Below are 17,557 nucleotides of genomic sequence, written 5' to 3' on the forward strand. Positions count from 1 at the left end.
CGGGGCGCGTTCATTCCATCTTTTTTGGACACCCGCTATCTTGAACCGTAGGGGGTACCCATCATGGCCAAGACTCGAGCGCCGTATGCCGCTGCTTTCCGGCAGCAAATGATTGACCTCGTCCACGCCGGCCGAACGCCGGAAGACCTGGCCAAGGAATTTGAACCCACTGCCCAGACCATCTACAACTGGGTCGCACAGGCTGACCGTGACGCGGGCAAACGTCACGATGGCCTGAGCACAGCCGAACGCCAGGAACTGACCCATCTTCGTAGAGAGCTTCGGCAGGTCAAGATGGAGCGCGATATATTGGCAAAAGCCGCGGCTTGGTTCGCCCGGGAGACCGGAACGGTACCCGACAAGGGTTCGAATTCATGAAGGCGAATCAGGCCACCTGGCCCTTGGCGACCATGGCACGGCTGCTCAAGGTCTCGCGCAGCGGTTTCCATGCGTGGAATCAACGCCGACCATCGGCCCATGCACAGCGGGATAGGGACCTGCTGGCACGCATCCGGGCCATCTACACGCGCTCGCACGGCACCTATGGCATGCCGCGCATTCACGCGACGCTGGCCCGGCAAGGCATACACGTCGGGCGCAAGCGCGTGGCACGCCTGATGCGTGAAGCGGGCCTGCGCGGCGTGAGCCGGCGACGCTGGGTAAAGACCACGCGGCGAGCACCTGGTGCACGACCGGCTCCGGATCTGGTGCAGCGCCACTTCCAAGCTGACGTGCCGAACCGTCTGTGGGTCGCCGATGCGACCTACATTCCGACCGCTGCGGGCTTCTTCTATCTCACAGTGGTGTTGGATGTGTACAGCCGGCGCATTGTGGGCTGGGCCATGGGCAGCCATCTGCGTACCGAGCTGATGTTGCAGGCACTGGATATGGCGCTCGCGCAGCGCCGCCCAGAGGATGTCATTCACCACTCGGATCAAGGCTGCCAATACACGTCTGTTGCCTTCGGGCGACGTTGCCGGGACGCCGGTGTTCAGCCTTCGATGGGCTCGGTGGGCGATGCCTACGATAACGCCATGTGTGAGTCCTTCTTCGCCACGCTCGAATGCGAGTTGCTGATGCGTTCGCGCTTCGCCACGCACGATCACGCACGCCGGGCACTGTTCACTTGGATCGAGGGCTGGTACAACCCGCATCGCTTGCACAGCGCTCTGGGCTATCGGTCTCCGCAGGAATTTGAAAAGCTGCCCGTCAATGGCAGGAATCCGGCGCTACACCGGGCCTACACTGCCCCATCACAAGGAGAAAACCCATCGACATAAAATTCAAATGCAGATCTGTCCGATGAAGCGGGGCAACCCCAGAGGAGCTTGAGCCGTTTGACATGACCCTCGGTCTGGCCATTGCTCCATGGCAGCGTGAAAGCCGCCCGTACAGCCGGTAAGTCGGCGCGCAGGCTTTGCGCGAACCCACGCATTTCCGCAGCGTCGCAGCACGACAGACGTTTCAACCATCGATCGAAATGTCGCACACTTCGCCGATGCATGAGCCCCAGAAACTCCCGCGCGAGACTGCGGACCTCGCCCACCACAGGTTCGATCTTGCACGGCGCCTGCACGAACCGCTCGTGGTCCGCGCTCTTTGGTTCCTCGACAGCGAGCTTTCTCCATCCGACAAGCCATCCGAACACGCGCCGGGCCGACGGAATTGGCATCGTTTGCACGCGCTTCTGGACATGCGGCGTCTTGCCCAGCGGAAAGAGAAGGCGGGCCATGCAACTCTGCAGGCAGGCGGGACTGCCCTTATAGCCTCGCTGCTTGAGTTCTTGCCAGATTAGTTCAGGAAAGCGACAGCCCTGGAGGATTCGTTCCTCGATATAGTCGCGATAGGGGTCCAAAGGCGTCGGACCCCGCGCCTTGGGTGCGCGCTCGGGGAATCCCTCCCCAGTGACGAACTTGCGCACGGTTCGTTGGTCAATTGAAAGCTCGCGCGCGATTCCTTTGATCGAGCCGCCCTGGGCGCGCAGCGCCATCACCCGCTCGTACAGCGCCAGCCGCGAGGCGCATCTCTGATCGCTCAGACGCTCCCATGACCTGAGTGAGTTGAAGCGGCTTAGTCCGCCGCCCTGCCGCCCCAGGGTCGCCGTACCGACCTCTATTTGCTGCGCGGCTCTTATCCAGCAAGCTCAGCATGCGACCGCGACCCGACCACGTCTTGCGTACTTCGACGGCAGCGTCAGGGTTGGCTCGGCTGCGCCAACGGCGCGGCTTCTGGCGAAGCTCAAGAGGGCGTCTTGCGGTTCTCCACGGTGGCAACCGGACTGAGGATCCAGGATCTGAAAGCTGGGGGTTGCTTGAATCTGCCTCCGATGGCCGCGAACACGACAAGCCGAAGCAGCTGGCTTCTGCCGACAATCTGGGTGTCGGGGCAAACGCCCCCGCCAAAGCGGCGGGGAGCCATCTAGGTACCGCAAAGCTATGCTTTGCGCATACATCAGGTAGACAACACATGAACGTATACGTACTTGGAACGGCGACACACCCGCCGGCAATGGACCACCGCGGAAAGCGCTTGGAAGAGATTGCATTTCACACCGCGCACGCGGCGCTGGACGATGCAGGTGTGAGTCGCAAGCAACTCGATCATCTGACGATCGGTGCATGTGATGAGTTGGATGGGCGTCCCATCTCGAGCATGCTAATGGCCGCACCAGCGGGCGGATTTCTTACCGACGAAATGAAGGTCACCGACAGCGGGGCCATGGCCCTGTGCCTAGGGTATGCCCGCATCAAGAGCGGTGAGTTCCACCTTGGCCTGGTCTCCAGCTGGTGCAAGACGTCGAAGACCGACGTTGACTACATCATGCGGCTGCGGGGAGACCCCTTCTTCTCCCGGCCCATCGGGCTTGATATGACCATGGCCGATGGCCTGCTGGCACAGGCCGTTTCCGAGGCCTTCGGCGTAACAGAGCTGGAGGCTGCACAACGGGCGGTCGCAGGATTCGAGCGTGCTCGACGCAACCCTCGTTCTCTGCGGCACGAAGTGCCAAGCATGTCGCAAGTGCTGGACTCGGAGTATGCGGCAACGCCGTTGCGCGCTCTGCATCGAGCACCAATGACAGACGGGGCTGCGACGCTCGTCCTGGCCTCTGAGGATTTCGTTCGGCGCAACAAGCATTTGAAGCCGCTCGCACGCATCACCGGTGTCGGCTGGGCGTCCGATTCGTACCGACTGAGTGCCTCACGCCTGCGATCAATGCAATCGCTTCAGAAGGCTTGGGCTCAAGCCATGGCTCAATCTGGGGCGAAGTCCTCGGACGATTTCGATGTGATCGAACTCGAGAGTCAGACCGGTTGGCACGAGGCTGCATTCGTGCGCGCGCTCGGCATTCAGGATGAGGTCAAAGTGTCTCCATCGGGCGGTCCCTTTGCACAGAATCCACTGTTCTGCACGGGCCTGATCGGTGCCGTCGAGGCTGCGCTGCAGGTTGGCGGTCGCGCTGGAGGCGTACAGCGACCAAACGTGAGGCGTGCCGCAGCCCATTCGTGCCACGGATATGCACAGCAGGGCAACTCGATCGTATGTTTTGAAAGTGTGGAGTCCAAGTCATGAGTGTCGCCGTCATCGCAACGTACCAGTCCGATTTCAAGACGAGCGATTCAAGCAAGACCTTCCCCGAGCAAGCCCAGGAGGCTGCCGTCGGTGCAATGAGGTCGGTGGGGATGACTCCCGACGACATTGATGCGGTGGTCTTTTCGCTGGCGCCGACATTCTTCATGGGCGTGGCCGATGCGGACCGTTGGAGTGTGGATCACGTCTTCGCCGCAGGCAAGCCGATCTTCCGTGTTCACACGGGGGGCGCCACGGGAGGCTCGGCTGTGCATGCCGCGCATGCGCTGGTGTCCTCGGGATTCGCACGCTCGGTTCTCATTGTCGGAGCGGAGCGTATCGCTGAAACGCCCGATGCCCAGAAGGTTCTGAACCTCATCTTCGACGCCTTCTACGAACGGGATATGCCGCTGTCCACGAACACCAGCGTCGCCCTTCAGCTGAGCCGGTATCTGCAGACCCATGGCCTCACGGAGGAGGACATGGCGCAGTCGGTGGTGCGGCAACGGCGCAATGCTTTGGCCAACCCGCATGCGCACCTCAAAGGAGAGATCACGATCGATGACGTGATGAATTCCACGCCGATCGCACTGCCGCTCAAGCTGTTTGATATCTGCCCACGGTCCTCGGGTTCGGCGGCAATGATTGTCGGGGACGAGTCTGTCGCGAAGCGGTTTCAGACCCGACCCGCCTTCATCAATGGAATTGGTGGCGTGACAGACACATACTGGATCGGCGATCGAATCACCCCTACGTCCCGCACAGACTGGAGCAGCCTCAAGGTTACCGAGATTGCTGCAAAGCGAGCGTTTGCGCGTGCGGGGATCACCGACCCCATGCGGGAAATTCAACTGGTCGAATTGTACGACCCTTACAGTTGCGTCGGCTACCAACAACTGGAACATTTCGGATTCTGTGCACCCGGAATTGCTGCTCGCCTTGATCGAGAGCATGTCTGGGACGTCAAAGGCGGGCAGGTCGCCGTGAATCCGTCTGGCGGCACGTTGTGCACGAATCCTATCGCGATCACTGGCCTAGTCAGAGCGATCGATGCAGCATCTCAGATCATGGGGACCGCAGGCAGCATGCAAGTCCCTAACGTGCGCAACGCGCTGTCCACCGCCCTTGGCGGGATCGGTCAGTTTGCCAGCGTAAGTATTTTCGGCGCCGAGCCGACCTCTCATTGAACCACGTCGGAAGGAATGCGATGACTGACTCCAACAACCAAGATCAAGTGATCTCGGACACCATCTCCCTGCGCTATAACTACGCCCTCGGAGAGGTGGCTGGCAAGTTCATGGACGCCCTCAAGGAGGGCAAAATCCTCGCCACGCACTGCTCCAAATCCGGTCTGACGTACCTGCCCCCGCGCAGCTTCTGTGAGCAATCCTTCGAACCCTGCGACGCATGGGTCGAGGCTGGCCACAGTGGCGTAATTGAGCAATCTACCATTGTCATTCGCGGCTATGAGGGCAAGCGTAAGACGCCCCAGGCGATCGCTTTCGTGCGTCTGGACGGGACGGATTCTGCGATTGCCAACTACGTGGATGGACTGGATCTGAGCGACCCGAAGGTCGCCATGAAACGCATAGTTCCAGGTACACGCGTTCGCGTCGTCTTCAGCTCCAAGCGTGAAGGTCGTATCACCGATTTCAGCTTCGAGCTTACCGACGAAGGAGCCTAAGCATGAATTTCAGTCTGATCAAATACGAACGCCGCGGCCGGGCCGCGTGGATTGTCTACAACGATCCAGAGAACATGAACGCCATTTCTCCGACGCAGATTGCAGAGGTTGGCGAAGCGCTCACAATCGCTGAGCGAGACCCTGATGTCGCGGTTGTCGTACTGACTGGAACAGGGCGTGCCTTCTGCGCAGGCGCCAACTTGAAGGTCAACAGCGAACTGCTGGCAGACGATGTAGACCGGGTGGTCAACGAGTTCCTGGTTCCCCTGAAGCAGCTTCTTCGCAGGTATCGTGAAAGCCGAAAGCCAGTCATCGCAGCTGTGAATGGCTTCTGCATGGCGGGCGGCATGGAAACACTCCTTTGCTGCGATCTTGTCGTCGCTGTCGAAGGCGCGTTGATGGGCGATCAGCATGCGACTTTCGGACTGCTCCCGGCCGTCGGTGGCGCACAGGGACTGATCCGTACGCTTGGCATGATGCGCGCAAAGGAAATGATGTTCACGGGCGGCAGATATACCGCACAGCAGTTGCTCGATTGGGGACTCGTAAACAAGGTCGTTCCTGCAGTCCAACTGCAAGAGGCCGTCGATGAACTGGTGGAGCTCCTGGCGCAGCGCAGTCCCGCAGGGTTGGCACGCATGAAGCAAATGGCCAACGACGAAGCGGAGATGCCCTGGGAAGCCTCGACACGCTACGAGCTCGCCCTGACGATTGGGCACTTGACAGGTGGCGATGTCCAGGAAGGCATGCAAGCGTTCATCGACAAACGCGCTCCCAAGTTCAAGCGGCTATGAAAGCGATCAATCGCAGCGTTGCTCGGAAGGCATAACCATGAGTGCAATCCTTTCTGGCGTAACAATCCTTGAGTTGGCCGGAATTGGCCCGGTGCCTTTTTGCGGGACCTTGCTGGCCGATCTTGGGGCGGATGTCATCGTGATTGAAAGGGCCGGCGCGGCAAATCGGAGTCAGGATGTGACAGCACGCCTGATGAACCGAGGGAAGCGTTCGCTGACGCTAGATCTCAAGAGCGGCGATGGCGTTGAACTTGCCCTGAAGCTCGGCGCGAAATGCGATGCCCTCATTGAAGGCATGCGGCCAGGTGTAGCCGAACGGCTTGGACTCGGCCCGGAGGCCTTCAGGGAATTAAATCCCCGGATGGTCTACGGCAGGATGACCGGTTGGGGGCAGAGCGGTCCGCTGGCAGCGGCAGCCGGGCACGACCTGAACTACCTTGCGCTTTCCGGCGCAGCGTGGTTCGCAGGGACAGCCGGTATGCCACCTGTTCCGCCCCCCACCTTGGTGGGCGACCTCGGCGGTGGTGCCATGTACCTCGCCGTCGGCGTGCTCGCCGCCTTGCTCAATGCCCGGTCGACAGGCATCGGGCAGGTGGTGGACGCAGCGATCGTCGATGGAGCTGCACACCTGAGTACGCTACTGCTCTCGCTCAGGGCGGCAGGCCAATTGTCGGACGAGCGAGGGCGCAGCTGGATCGACGGCAGCCCGTGGTATCGGTGCTACCCCTGCAAAGACGGGAAGTTCGTCTCGGTTGGTGCGCTGGAGCCTCAGTTCTTTGGAACGCTTATGCGTTTGCTTGACTTGGAGGCGGAGTTCGGACCTAGTGCCCAATTCGATCATTCCACCTGGCCCAGGATGGAACAAAGGCTGGCTGAGATCTTCGCGAGCGCGACGCGTGACACATGGTGCGACAGGCTCGAGGGAACGGATGCGTGCTTCGCTCCCGTTCTTACTCCCGGCGAAGCTGCGGGACATCCGCACAACGTCGCCCGCGGTATCTATTCCAGTAGCCGCGGCTTCTTGGAGGCCGCGCCGGCACCGCGCTTTTCCGGAGATGCGCACTCAGGAGCGGTCAGGGAAGCGCCACTACCGGGCGCCGACACCGTCGAGATTCTGCAAGAGCTGGGTTTGTCGGATCTGGCAATGGAGGCGTTGCGAAACAAGAGCGTGATCTGATCAAAAAAAGGAAGAACAGTGGAGACAAGCACCACCGTGCTCAGCGCGCAAAAGGTAAGCAAAAACTATAAGGGCTTCCAGGCATTGTGCAACGTCGATCTCGACGTGCGCCAAGGCTCTATCCACGGCGTCATTGGACCCAACGGCGCTGGAAAGTCGACGTTGATGAACGTCCTGACTTGCACTGTGCGCCCGAGCCAGGGCCGCGTTTGCCTGGATGGCAAAGACGTCACTGACCATCCAGCAGCAAAGGTGGCGGAACTCGGGCTCGTGCGCTCGTTCCAGATATGCGCCGTCTTTCCCCTTCTGACCGTGCTACAGAACGTGCGCTTGGCGTTGCAACGCGTCAAAGGCGGGAGCTCCGCTTTCTGGACGCACTCCAAGGCATTGCGCCACCTGGATGAGCGCGCAATGGCGCTCTTGCACGATGTCGGCCTCGACACATTCGCCAAGCGTCCAGCAGCGCAACTTTCGTATGGCCGAAAGCGGGCTCTGGAGTTTGCAACGACGTTGGCTGCGGATCCACGAGTACTCCTGCTCGATGAGCCCATGGCGGGCCTGGGTGTTGAGGAAATACCTCGCCTGGCGGCGCTGATCCGGAGATTTGCGGATGGGCGCACAGTGGTTCTAGTCGAGCACCACCTACCCGCGATCGCCGAACTGTGCGATAGGGTGACTGTGTTGAACCGCGGCCAAGTTTTGATCACGGGCACCTACAACGATGTAGCGCGACACGACGACGTTCGTCGCGCGTATCTGGGACGTGGGACGCTGGGCTCTGGAGAAGCGAAGAAATGACCACCAGTACTTCGACAAATCTCCCGCTGCTTCAAGTCCGAGGGATGCATGCGTACTACGGGCAGAGCCATGTACTTCATGGGGTCGACATACAGATCCATGAGGGTGAAACAGTGTCTCTGCTGGGGCGCAACGGCGCTGGGAAGACCACGGTCCTGCGGTCCATCATGGGGGCCTACGTTCGCCGCGAGGGAGAGATCCGGTTTCGCGACGTCGATCTCTTGTCAATGCCGATGTATCGGATCCCCCGTCTTGGTATTGGCTATGTCCCCGAGGAGCGCGGAATCTTCTCATCGCTGAGTGTCAGCGAGAACCTGGTGCTCCCGCCGTCGTTCCACAAAGGAGGCCTTTCGGTGGAGGAGGTATATCGCCTATTTCCCAACCTCAAGGGGCGAGGCAACACCTCGGGTACTCGTCTGTCGGGAGGCGAGCAGCAGATGCTCGCCATCGGCCGCGTGTTACGGACCGGAGCCCGATTCATCCTGCTCGATGAGCCGACCGAGGGCCTCGCTCCCATTGTGGTTGAGGAGATCGCGGCGGCCATCGGCGAGTTGAAGCGCAAAGGATTCACTGTGTTGCTCGTGGAGCAGAACTTCGACGTGGCAGCAGCCGTTTCGGATCGGTTCTACGTCTTGGAGAAGGGAAGGGTCGTCGACGAAATGGGCAGCAATGAACTGTCGTCGCGCCGAGAGTCGCTCGAGCAGGCCCTGGGAGTTTGACATGGACGGAGTCTTTACTTCAATCTCATTGCCGGTGTTGTTCGGCCAGATCCTCGTCGGGCTGATCAATGGAGCGTTCTACGCAGTCATGTGCTTGGGGCTTTCGCTCGTGTTCGGCATGCTAAGGATAATCAACTTCGCACACGGTGCTCAGTACATGCTTGGCGCGGTCCTCGCCTACTTCCTTCTCACGCACCTGGGTATTGGCTACTGGGGAGCGATGATCATTGCTCCGGCTCTGGTCGCCGCTGCGGGTATGGTGATTGAGCGGCTGCTGTTGCGCCGGCTCACTGGCACCGACCCGCTCTATGGGTTGCTGATGACTTTCGGTCTTGCGCTGATCGCGGAGAGCGCAATTCTCCACTGGCTGGGAGCCACTGCCATTCCATATCCAATGCCGGACAGTTTGAAGGGCGGGACTAAGCTCAGCTTCATGTTCCTGCCGACCTATCGTGCCTGGATCGTTTGCGTATCTCTCGTCCTGTGCGTCGCAGTGTGGCTTGCGCTCGAGCGCACGCGGCTAGGTTCCTACCTGCGTGCGGCCACTGATAACCCTGTTCTTGTCCAGAACTTCGGTCTGAACGTGCCGCTGATGCTGACCCTGACCTATGGCGCTGGCGCAGGCCTTGCCGCGCTCGCCGGCGTACTTGCCGCCCCCATTTATGGCGTCAGTTTTTCCATGGGATCAGGGCTGCTCATCACCGTCTTCGCCGCAATAGTGATCGGAGGCATGAACTCCATACTGGGCGCGACTGTGTCGGGCCTAGCGCTGGGGCTGATCGAGGGACTCACGAAGGTGCTGTATCCACCGGCTTCATCCGTGATCGTGTTCGTGGTCATGATTCTTGTACTGACCGTGAGGCCTCAAGGGCTGTTCGGGCGCCAAGAATAGAATGGGAGACTCACCTTGAAAGCATCTTTTCGCAACATTCTCTTTGTGGTCCTGGTGGGGGCTGCCATCGTGCTCGTGCCGCATTTCGTGTATCCGGGCTTCTTGATGAAGGCCTTTTGCCTCGCCCTGTTTGCCTGTGCGTTCAACCTGCTGCTCGGGTATGCCGGCGTAATGTCATTCGGCCATGCAGCGTTTTTTGGAACCGGCGCCTATGCTTTCGCCTTCGTCGCCAAAAGCCATCAACTCGAACCACTTACGGCGGTGGCAGTGGGAACGATTACAGCAGCGCTACTGGGCCTTGCGTTTGGTCTCGTCGCCATCAAACGCCATGGCATCGGCTTTGCCATGGTGACCCTGGCGCTGAGTCAACTGGTTTTCTTCCTGGCATTGCAGCCCCCGCTGAATCAGTACACGCAGGGAGAAGACGGTGTGCAGGACATTCCAAGAGGAATGCTGCTCGGTGTCCTTGACCTGCGAGATACGTTGACGACTTACTACGTGATCGCGGCCATCGTCGTCATTGCGATCCTCGCAATCCGTCGGATCGTCCAGTCGCCTTTCGGAGAGGTTCTTCTCGCGATCCGAGAGAACGAGCAGCGAGCAACCTCGCTTGGCTACCACACGCAGCGCTATAAATTGATTGCGTTCGTTCTTTCCGCCGCCTTCAGCGGCCTGGCTGGTGCATTGAAAGCGCTGGCCTTTCAGTTCGCAGTGCTTGCAGATCTGTCTTGGCATGTCTCGGGCGAAGTGGTTCTGACAACGCTGCTTGGGGGAATTGGAACGTTGGCAGGCCCCATTTTGGGAGGAGTCCTTCTTACTGGTGTCGAGAGCTACTCTGCCGAGGTCAATCTTCCAGCGCAAATGGTCATCGGAATCATTTTTGTGTTGTGCGTTGTGTTGTTCAGGCGGGGAATCTATGGGGAGTGGATTCACCGCAGACAGGCCCGATTGCTGGTTGAAGATGAAACTCGCCGTTCCTCAATTTCGCAGTCTCCTCCCTGCCAACATGGCGGCGCCGAGTAGATAAGCCAGCCTGCATTCCTACTTTCATCGTTAGTAAAACCAGAGCCATAAAAGAAACATATAGGAGACAATGACATGAAAAGGACTATCGCCGCTATTGGCGTATCGATGCTAGCCAGCGTCGCCGCCGCTCAGAGTACCGCTCCTTTCACTATCGGCATCATTACCGATATGTCGGGAACGTACTCGGCCATCACGGGGAAAGGATCGATCGAAGCAGCCAAGATGGCGATTGACGACTTCGGCGGCAAGGTGCTCAACCGGCCTGTGGACATCATCACGGCAGACCACCAAAACAAGTCCGACATCGCCGGCGCGGTGGCCAGGAAATGGCTCGAGGAAGGAACCGTTCAAGCGTTGGCCGAAGGTACGAACTCGGCCACCACGGCAGCTGCCTTGGCCGCAGCAAAGGCCAAGAATCGGGTGATGCTGGTCACCTCAGCGGGATCGCCGGTCTTCACCAACGAGCAGTGCTCTGACAGCGGCGTGCACTTCGGATACGACACGAATGCTGTCGCTCGTACCATTGTCGGCCCCCTGGTCAAGCAAGGGAGGGACACTTGGTATTTCGTCACCGCGGATTACGCCGGCGGACATGCTCTGCAATCTTCCATCGTGCCTCTGGTCGAGAAGATGAATGGTAAAGTCGTAGGCAGTGTGCTCCACCCGTTCCAAGCTACGGACTTCTCGTCGTACCTTCTGCAGGCCCAGGCATCCAAGGCAAAAGTAATTGTTGCTGCCAACGCCGGCAAAGACACGATCAATACGATGAAGCAGGCTGCGGAGTTCCAGGTCGGTCAGGATGGCAAGCAGGCGATGGCGACGTCCCTTCTGTTCTTGTCAGATATCAAAGCCATGGGTTTGCCCATCGCGCAAAAGTTGTATGCTGCCACCCCGTTCTATTGGGATATGAACGAGGCCACGCGAACCTTCGCTCGCCGGTTTCAGCAACGTACGGGCTTTGCGCCGGAGATGACCCACGCCGCGTCGTATTCTGGCGTTTTGCATTATCTGAAGGCAGTGCAGGCAAGCGGGAGTGTCGACGCTCGTGCCGTCACGCAGAAGATGAAAGAGTTGCCGGTAAACGACTTCTGGAATTCGAATGTGCGCGTGCGCGCTGATGGTCGTGTGCTGCACAACTTCTACCTCGTTCAAGTCAAGACGCCTGCAGAGTCGAAGAGTCAGTTTGACCTTCTGAAGGTTCTCTCCGAAGTGCCCGGTGGAGATGCCTTTCCCGGCATTGCCGAAGGCAAGTGTGCGGCGGCCAAGAACGGTAAATAAGCAGGAGCAATTGTCATGAAAATGGACTTCAGTCGAGTGATGGGTTTGATGGCTACCCGGTTTCGGGACGCCAAGGCGGTGGTCAACGTGGAGCGCGAACGCAGCTTCACCTTTGATGAATACCATCGCGTGACCAATCGAGCCGCCAACGCGATGCGCGGACCGTTGGGACTTGGGAAGGGCGATGTCGCCATCGCCATGGTGGACAACGACAACCTCACCCTGCTGCACTTCCCTACGGTGTTTAAGCAAGAGGCTACCGTCGCCTTCAGCAATTTCCGAGACAGCCATACGGAGCACCTGTGGCAGGTCGATCTGGTCAAGGCGAAGGTGGCATTCCTGGAGAACAAGCTCGTTCCTCTCTACCATGCCGACCTCACACAACGTGGATGCACGATGGTGGCCATGGATCCGCTGAGTGATGCAGAGCGGCTACCTGGTGTCCTGTCATTCTGGGATCTCGTCAATGCAGCTTCCGATGCGAACCCGGGTATCGAATTGGACGTGCATGAGCATGTGCCTGTCTTGCGTTTCACCGGGGGCACGACAGGGAAGGGAAAGTGCGCGATGTACTCTATCGACAATTTCTCAGGCACTAGGGACGCAGCCTACGCCTGCGGCGACTTCAGCTTCGGATCGGACACCCGGTTTCTGCATCTCACGCCAATCTCTCACGGCAGCATCCTGTTCTTCTGGCCGACATTCTTCGCCGGTGGCACCACGTACACGATGAACATGCCGGACTTGGAACTGTGGTGTGAGATCGTGCAGCGCGAGAAAATCACGCACGGCTTCTTGGTGCCGACGTTGATGTACAGGTTGGCCGATTCCGAGGCCGGACGGCGCTACAACCTGAGCTCGCTGAGGCTGCTTGCCTACGGTGCTGCGCCGATGGCCCCTGCGCGTCTGTCGCAACTGATCGAGGAATTCGGTTCGATCTTCATCCAACTGTACGGAGCCACAGAATCCATCCAGTTCGTTACATCGCTGCCCAAGTCCAACCACGTACTGGCAGACGAGCGCGCTGTCACGCGTCTCTCTTCGGCAGGCCGCGTCACCCCTGGCGTGGAACTCTATATCTCGGATAACGACGGCAATGAACTGCCAGCCGGCAAAGTGGGCGAAATCCGAATCCGCTGCCGGGCGACGATCCGTGGGTACTATGAAAACCCGGAAGCCACCGCTCGTGAACTGGCCAACGGCTTCTGGCTGTCTGGCGACATGGGATATCTCGACGAGGACGGGTACCTCTTCATCGTCGACCGCAAGAAGGACATGATCATTACTGGTGGCTTCAACGTCTACGCCGTCGAGGTGGAGGCCGCACTTAGCGAGCATCCTGCCGTCTCCGCAAGTGCCGTTGTCGGTGTTCCGCATGCGGAATGGGGGGAAGCCGTCCATGCAGAAGTTGTGCTTCGACCGGGGAAGACTGTGACGCCAGAGGAGTTGGTCGCCTTTAGCAAACAGAAGCTTAGCTACAAGGCTCCGAAGACCATCGCTATTGTGCAGGAGCTGCCGTTGTCTTCTGCCGGCAAGGTGCTGCGCAGGCTTGTGAGGGAAAAATACTGGAAGGACAGCCAACGCAGCGTGAACTGACCATCATGACCGACGCAGCAGCAGCACTCTCGTATCCGTTCCAGGATGTTCCGCATCCCGGCCACGCCACGGAAATCAAACCAGGTGTGCTGTGGCTGCGCATGCCACTTCCCTTCGCCCTGGATCACATCAACCTATGGGCACTGAGCGATGGTTCTGGCTGGACCATTGTGGACACGGGCATTTGCAGCGTGGAGGTGAGAAAGGCATGGATGACGTTGCTCGCGCCACCAGGCCCGCTTGCCGGCCGTCCAATCTCCCGCGTGATGGCGACGCACATGCACCCGGATCATGTGGGCATGGCCGGCTGGCTGACGCGTCGCTTCGATAGCGCGCTATGGATGACGCGGGACGAGTACCTGAGCTGCCGGGTGATGCTCGCCGACACAGGCCGAGAGGCTCCGATTGATGGCGTTCGCTTCTATCGAAGGGCTGGATGGAGCGAAACCGAGGTGGACGAGTACCGCACACGGTTCGGTGATTTCGGCAAGATGATCCATCCTCTGCCTGACAGCTTCGTGCGGCTCACGGACGGAAAAATGCTGCGGATCGGGGACCAGGAATGGGAAGTCATTGTCGGCACAGGCCATTCACCCGAGCACGCATCCTTCTACTCGCGCGAACTGGATCTATTGATATCGGGGGATCAGGTTCTGCCCAGGATCAGCTCTAACACGTCCGTCTATCCTACGGAGCCTCAGGCGAACCCCCTGCAGGGATGGCTCGATTCCATCGACCGGCTCATGCAGCGAGTGCCGGACAGCGCCTTGGTCCTGCCTGCCCACAACGAGCCCTTTCATGGTTTGCACGTCAGGCTGGAGCAACTGCGTGCGAGCGCCCTGAGAGGAACCGATCGCGTCAGGCAACAACTCACTCAGCCTTTGAAAGTCATCGACCTGGTTCGCTCCCTGTACCGATCATCTGTAGTTGCAGAACAGATGCACCTCAATCTCGCCACCGGAGAGACACTCGCCCACTTAAATTATCTCGCCGAGCGCGGAGAAATCGTGGCGACAGCGGACGAAGACGGCTCGGTGCGCTACCGACTTGCGTGAGACTGCAAATCGGAGGCTGCTTCGGCATTGCGCATCCAGGCGAGCACGTCGTACCGGGTGTTAAGGCCTAGCTTGAGGAACACGTTCTGCAGGTTCCACTTGACGGTCGCAGGGGCAATGCCCAATGTCGCGCCAATGCGCTTGTTGGACATCGATTGTCCAAGGAGCCGGATGATTTCCACCTCCCTAGGAGTGAGTTTCTCAAGCAGCCCATCAGCGCCTGGCACGCCAGAGGCCGGCGAAATGTTCAGTTTGTGCTTGTGAACACTCAGAAACTCTTGCAGCTCGTGAGACAACCTCAGCTTGGAAGCACGCCCCAGCAGCAGGTTCGCCGGTTCCGCCCCTGCACGGAGCATTGACTGACGCAGTCCACCTGCCTCACAGAGATCAATTGCCTGTTGTGCTTCCGCGTCGGCCTCCCGCATCTGCTTCAGTCGGGAGTGGCATTGCGCCTCCAGGAGCAATACGGTGACAAGTGATCGAGTGCGCCGCAGCGATGATGCCTTTTCTCTTGCAGACTTCAGGTGAGCCAATGCTTCCAGAAGTCGATCCTCACCGAGAAGTGCCCGCGCCTGTGTGACTTCCCAGATCAGTTCAATCTCCGACGCGAACCCCTGGTTGCCGGCATTGCGCGTCGCCAGTTGATCCAGAGCCATCATAGTCAGGTTTACCGACCCCAACCTGCCTTGCTCCAGTTCCAGGCGGCACCGCTCCTCGAGCAAACAGGCAACCGCACGATCCGAGCCTCGTCCCTGAAACCGAGGCAGCACGGAATCGATCAGATTGAAGGCGGCGGGAGGACCGCCGAAATCGGCTGCAAGTCTGACCTGCGTGATGACACCGCGAACCATGGCATCCGGGGGCGACCAGTAGACCATGTCCCAACGCCCTGCCAGGGTCTGTCGCGCCTCCGCGAGCTTACCGAGTTCGTATTGCGCATCCGCAAGGAAGGCCGCAGCAATTGCTGAGCTCACCGAGCGGCGGCCAGCAACCGCCTCTGCCTGTCGCAACACCTTCAGCCCGTGCTGCTCGGCTGACAAGGCTTGGCCTGCTTCCAGTCGACTGACGATACCGAGCGCGTGAACAATTAACGCCATCTCGTGCTTCTCATGACGCAGGGAGGACGCAAGTTCCGCCGTCACCCGATCGGCCTCGTCATAGTCCCCGGCTCCTTGAGCCGCCGAGATCAACTCCGTTGCCAGGCACTGGCTGAGAAATGGTTGCTTTATGTCTGCCGGATGCAATCCCATGGCGATACGCCGCACACGTGGAGTGTCGTCTTCGTACAGGGCGACGCCCGCCTCGAGAATCTGCCTCTGCAGCATGCTCTCCCTGTCTCCATCAGGTGCGATGAATTCGATCCACCTGTTGGCTCGGCGTATCTGCGCGGTCAGCAAGAATGCCCAGGCTCCCATCGGAAGCAGCTTCGAGTTGGTGGCCAGCGTGGCCGGGTCGATGGCATCAAAAATGCGCCGCATGCTGCCGAGCCCTGAAAGACTTCGCAGGCTCATTGGCGAGTCTTCAATCAGCTTGTCGATCGAGGAAGTCATGCCTGCAGCCTTTGCGTGGCCGACAGCGTCCAACAAAAAGCCGTTCGCAGCGAACCAGGCCGCAGCGCGCCAGTGGCATTCACGCATGTCCGCTTCCCGGGCAGCTAGTCGCGTCCGAAGTGGCTCCGCAAACAACAGGTGCATGCTGTACCAGGTCTCTCCTTCTGAGAGCTCAAACTTGGAAACGAACAGGTGAAGTTGAACCAATTCCTGAATTTTCTGCTCAGAGTTCTCATCGCCAGTGACCGCCGCCGCTAGGCGATCGCAAAATCGAGGGACTGTGGAGAGCCTCTCAAGAAAGCTCACCTGCTGAGAGGACAGTTTCGAAAGGACGTTCTCTGTGATGTATTCATGAAACCCTGAATCGTGCTGCAGGAGTTCCATAATGCTGTCAGAGCCCTCGTGGCGAAGCAAGGCGTGCAACAGCAGTTGCATCCCCGCAGGCCAACCTTCCAACGCCTCTCGCACGTGATGCAACTGCTGCATCGAGAATGGCGTCGGGACCCGCTCTTGGAAGAAGGTTGCTGTCTCGTTGGCATCGAACGCGAGCAAATCCGGACCGATCTCTCCCACCTGCTCTCGTAGACGCAATCGGCTAACGGGAAACGCCGGGACCTGGCGCCCTGCCAGCGTGACCCGGAAGTTGTCTGTAGACTGTTCCAGCAACTCACCCAAAGCAGATCGGGCCAGCGGATCGGTGAGATGATGCGCGTCATCCACGATCAGGTGAAGGTTCTTTGGGTGCTCCGCAATCGCATTCACCAGCGCAGATACGAACGCGAGCATGCCTACCTTGTCTGTGCTAAAGAGCGAGACTGGTAGGATCTGACCAAACTCGACCCCTGCACGCTGTAGCGATTCAAAAGCGTATGCAAAGAAGCTTCTTAGATCGCCTTCGCCGCTTCCCACGGTGAGCCAGGCCACGTCTTCACGCTTGGCTGAAATGCATTGCTCTCGCCACTGGCTCAAAAGCGTTGTCTTGCCAAAGCCGGCTCCTCCCAGAATAATCGTCAGCTTGCGATTTGCGAGAGCATCGAGCTTGGCGAGCAAGCCTCTGCGCTCCACGGCTTGGTCTCTGAGTTCCGGCGGCGCAAAGCGTGTCGGAACTATCCAAGATGTCAGCACCTGAGCATGCTCCGCATCAATGGGTGCCGTCGGTGGAACGGGCGAGAAATCTGCTGACGACATGGTTGTCCCCTTTGTCGGTATTCGTCAGTCTAGAGTTACATGGTCTTGGACTCCCAGCCTCTAGACGAAAGTGATGCCAAGCATGTGGGCTTCTAATAGCTCAAGAGCGTTGTCTTGCCGAAGCTAGCTCCTCCCGAATAATCGTCAGCTTGCGATTTGCGAGAGCATCGAGCCTGGCGAGCAAGCCTCTGCGTTCCACACTTGGCGTCCGAGTTCCGGCGGCGGAAAACGTT

Annotated in this window: 14 protein-coding genes and 1 pseudogene; 13 read left to right on the top strand and 2 right to left on the bottom strand. The window is 59.3% G+C overall.

From position 1 onward, the window contains the following. Positions 1–63: 63 nt before the first annotated feature. Positions 64–1,202, top strand: a pseudogene (locus AC3FKH_RS28615) (IS3 family transposase); the annotation flags it as partial. Between the two features lie 38 nt (positions 1,203–1,240). Here AC3FKH_RS28615 and AC3FKH_RS28620 read toward each other — a convergent pair. Then, positions 1,241–1,990, bottom strand: a complete 750-nt coding sequence (locus tag AC3FKH_RS28620; protein ID WP_488679076.1) for a hypothetical protein — start codon at positions 1,988–1,990, stop codon at positions 1,241–1,243. A 539-nt stretch (positions 1,991–2,529) separates the two neighbouring features. Between AC3FKH_RS28620 and AC3FKH_RS28625 the strand changes: the two genes are divergently transcribed. The 12 genes from AC3FKH_RS28625 (at position 2,530) to AC3FKH_RS28680 (ending at position 14,586) form a co-directional block, all read left to right on the top strand. Continuing rightward, positions 2,530–3,570 (top strand): thiolase family protein, encoded by a 1,041-nt coding sequence (locus tag AC3FKH_RS28625; RefSeq protein ID WP_488679077.1) that lies wholly within the window; start codon positions 2,530–2,532, stop codon positions 3,568–3,570. Continuing rightward, the gene (locus AC3FKH_RS28630) at positions 3,567–4,754 is read left to right on the top strand and encodes a thiolase family protein (RefSeq protein WP_488679078.1); all 1,188 of its coding nucleotides are present in this window, start codon (positions 3,567–3,569) and stop codon (positions 4,752–4,754) included. Before AC3FKH_RS28625 ends, AC3FKH_RS28630 begins: the two co-directional genes overlap by 4 nt. Before the next feature lie 20 nt (positions 4,755–4,774). Further along, positions 4,775–5,251: a Zn-ribbon domain-containing OB-fold protein gene (locus tag AC3FKH_RS28635; RefSeq protein ID WP_488679080.1), complete on the top strand. Its 477-nt coding sequence runs from the start codon at positions 4,775–4,777 to the stop codon at positions 5,249–5,251. A 2-nt stretch (positions 5,252–5,253) separates the two neighbouring features. Continuing rightward, on the top strand, positions 5,254–6,045 hold the full coding sequence (locus AC3FKH_RS28640; protein WP_488679081.1) for an enoyl-CoA hydratase/isomerase family protein: 792 nt from the start codon (positions 5,254–5,256) through the stop codon (positions 6,043–6,045). A gap of 37 nt (positions 6,046–6,082) precedes the next feature. After that, the gene (locus tag AC3FKH_RS28645; protein WP_488679082.1) at positions 6,083–7,222 is read left to right on the top strand and encodes a CaiB/BaiF CoA transferase family protein; all 1,140 of its coding nucleotides are present in this window, start codon (positions 6,083–6,085) and stop codon (positions 7,220–7,222) included. An 18-nt stretch (positions 7,223–7,240) separates the two neighbouring features. Continuing rightward, complete coding sequence (locus AC3FKH_RS28650; protein ID WP_488679083.1) at positions 7,241–8,020, top strand: ABC transporter ATP-binding protein; 780 nt, start codon at positions 7,241–7,243, stop codon at positions 8,018–8,020. Beyond that, complete coding sequence (locus AC3FKH_RS28655; protein ID WP_488679084.1) at positions 8,017–8,739, top strand: ABC transporter ATP-binding protein; 723 nt, start codon at positions 8,017–8,019, stop codon at positions 8,737–8,739. The genes AC3FKH_RS28650 and AC3FKH_RS28655 overlap by 4 nt, the downstream gene beginning before the upstream one ends. Before the next feature lies 1 nt (position 8,740). Continuing rightward, positions 8,741–9,631 (top strand): branched-chain amino acid ABC transporter permease, encoded by an 891-nt coding sequence (locus tag AC3FKH_RS28660; protein WP_488679085.1) that lies wholly within the window; start codon positions 8,741–8,743, stop codon positions 9,629–9,631. 15 nt (positions 9,632–9,646) lie between these two features. Then, positions 9,647–10,654, top strand: a complete 1,008-nt coding sequence (locus AC3FKH_RS28665; RefSeq protein WP_488679086.1) for a branched-chain amino acid ABC transporter permease — start codon at positions 9,647–9,649, stop codon at positions 10,652–10,654. A 75-nt stretch (positions 10,655–10,729) separates the two neighbouring features. Next, positions 10,730–11,935, top strand: a complete 1,206-nt coding sequence (locus AC3FKH_RS28670; RefSeq protein WP_488679087.1) for an ABC transporter substrate-binding protein — start codon at positions 10,730–10,732, stop codon at positions 11,933–11,935. 15 nt (positions 11,936–11,950) lie between these two features. Next, complete coding sequence (locus AC3FKH_RS28675) at positions 11,951–13,531, top strand: AMP-binding protein (RefSeq protein ID WP_488679088.1); 1,581 nt, start codon at positions 11,951–11,953, stop codon at positions 13,529–13,531. Positions 13,532–13,536: 5 nt separating this feature from the next. After that, complete coding sequence (locus AC3FKH_RS28680) at positions 13,537–14,586, top strand: MBL fold metallo-hydrolase (protein ID WP_488679089.1); 1,050 nt, start codon at positions 13,537–13,539, stop codon at positions 14,584–14,586. Here the strand turns inward: AC3FKH_RS28680 and AC3FKH_RS28685 are convergent. Next, positions 14,571–17,324 carry a winged helix-turn-helix domain-containing protein gene (locus AC3FKH_RS28685; RefSeq protein ID WP_488679090.1) on the bottom strand — a complete coding sequence of 918 codons (2,754 nt, stop codon included), beginning with the start codon at positions 17,322–17,324 and terminating at the stop codon, positions 14,571–14,573. The two genes, AC3FKH_RS28680 and AC3FKH_RS28685, sit on opposite strands and share 16 nt — an antisense overlap. Between the last annotated feature and the right edge of the window lie 233 nt (positions 17,325–17,557).

The organism is Cupriavidus sp. 21MJTG02-4 (assembly GCF_057798975.1).

Bases quoted from the DNA above. Each gene is read 5' to 3' on its own strand.
- AC3FKH_RS28640 (WP_488679081.1), top strand. From the start codon at position 5,254: ATGAATTTCAGTCTGATCAAATACGAACGCCGCGGCCGGGCCGCGTGG.
- AC3FKH_RS28675 (WP_488679088.1), top strand. From the start codon at position 11,951: ATGAAAATGGACTTCAGTCGAGTGATGGGTTTGATGGCTACCCGGTTT.
- AC3FKH_RS28660 (WP_488679085.1), top strand. From the start codon at position 8,741: ATGGACGGAGTCTTTACTTCAATCTCATTGCCGGTGTTGTTCGGCCAG.
- AC3FKH_RS28685 (WP_488679090.1), bottom strand. From the start codon at position 17,324: ATGTCGTCAGCAGATTTCTCGCCCGTTCCACCGACGGCACCCATTGAT.
- AC3FKH_RS28630 (WP_488679078.1), top strand. From the start codon at position 3,567: ATGAGTGTCGCCGTCATCGCAACGTACCAGTCCGATTTCAAGACGAGC.
- AC3FKH_RS28655 (WP_488679084.1), top strand. From the start codon at position 8,017: ATGACCACCAGTACTTCGACAAATCTCCCGCTGCTTCAAGTCCGAGGG.
- AC3FKH_RS28620 (WP_488679076.1), bottom strand. From the start codon at position 1,990: ATGGCGCTGCGCGCCCAGGGCGGCTCGATCAAAGGAATCGCGCGCGAG.
- AC3FKH_RS28645 (WP_488679082.1), top strand. From the start codon at position 6,083: ATGAGTGCAATCCTTTCTGGCGTAACAATCCTTGAGTTGGCCGGAATT.
- AC3FKH_RS28680 (WP_488679089.1), top strand. From the start codon at position 13,537: ATGACCGACGCAGCAGCAGCACTCTCGTATCCGTTCCAGGATGTTCCG.
- AC3FKH_RS28635 (WP_488679080.1), top strand. From the start codon at position 4,775: ATGACTGACTCCAACAACCAAGATCAAGTGATCTCGGACACCATCTCC.
- AC3FKH_RS28670 (WP_488679087.1), top strand. From the start codon at position 10,730: ATGAAAAGGACTATCGCCGCTATTGGCGTATCGATGCTAGCCAGCGTC.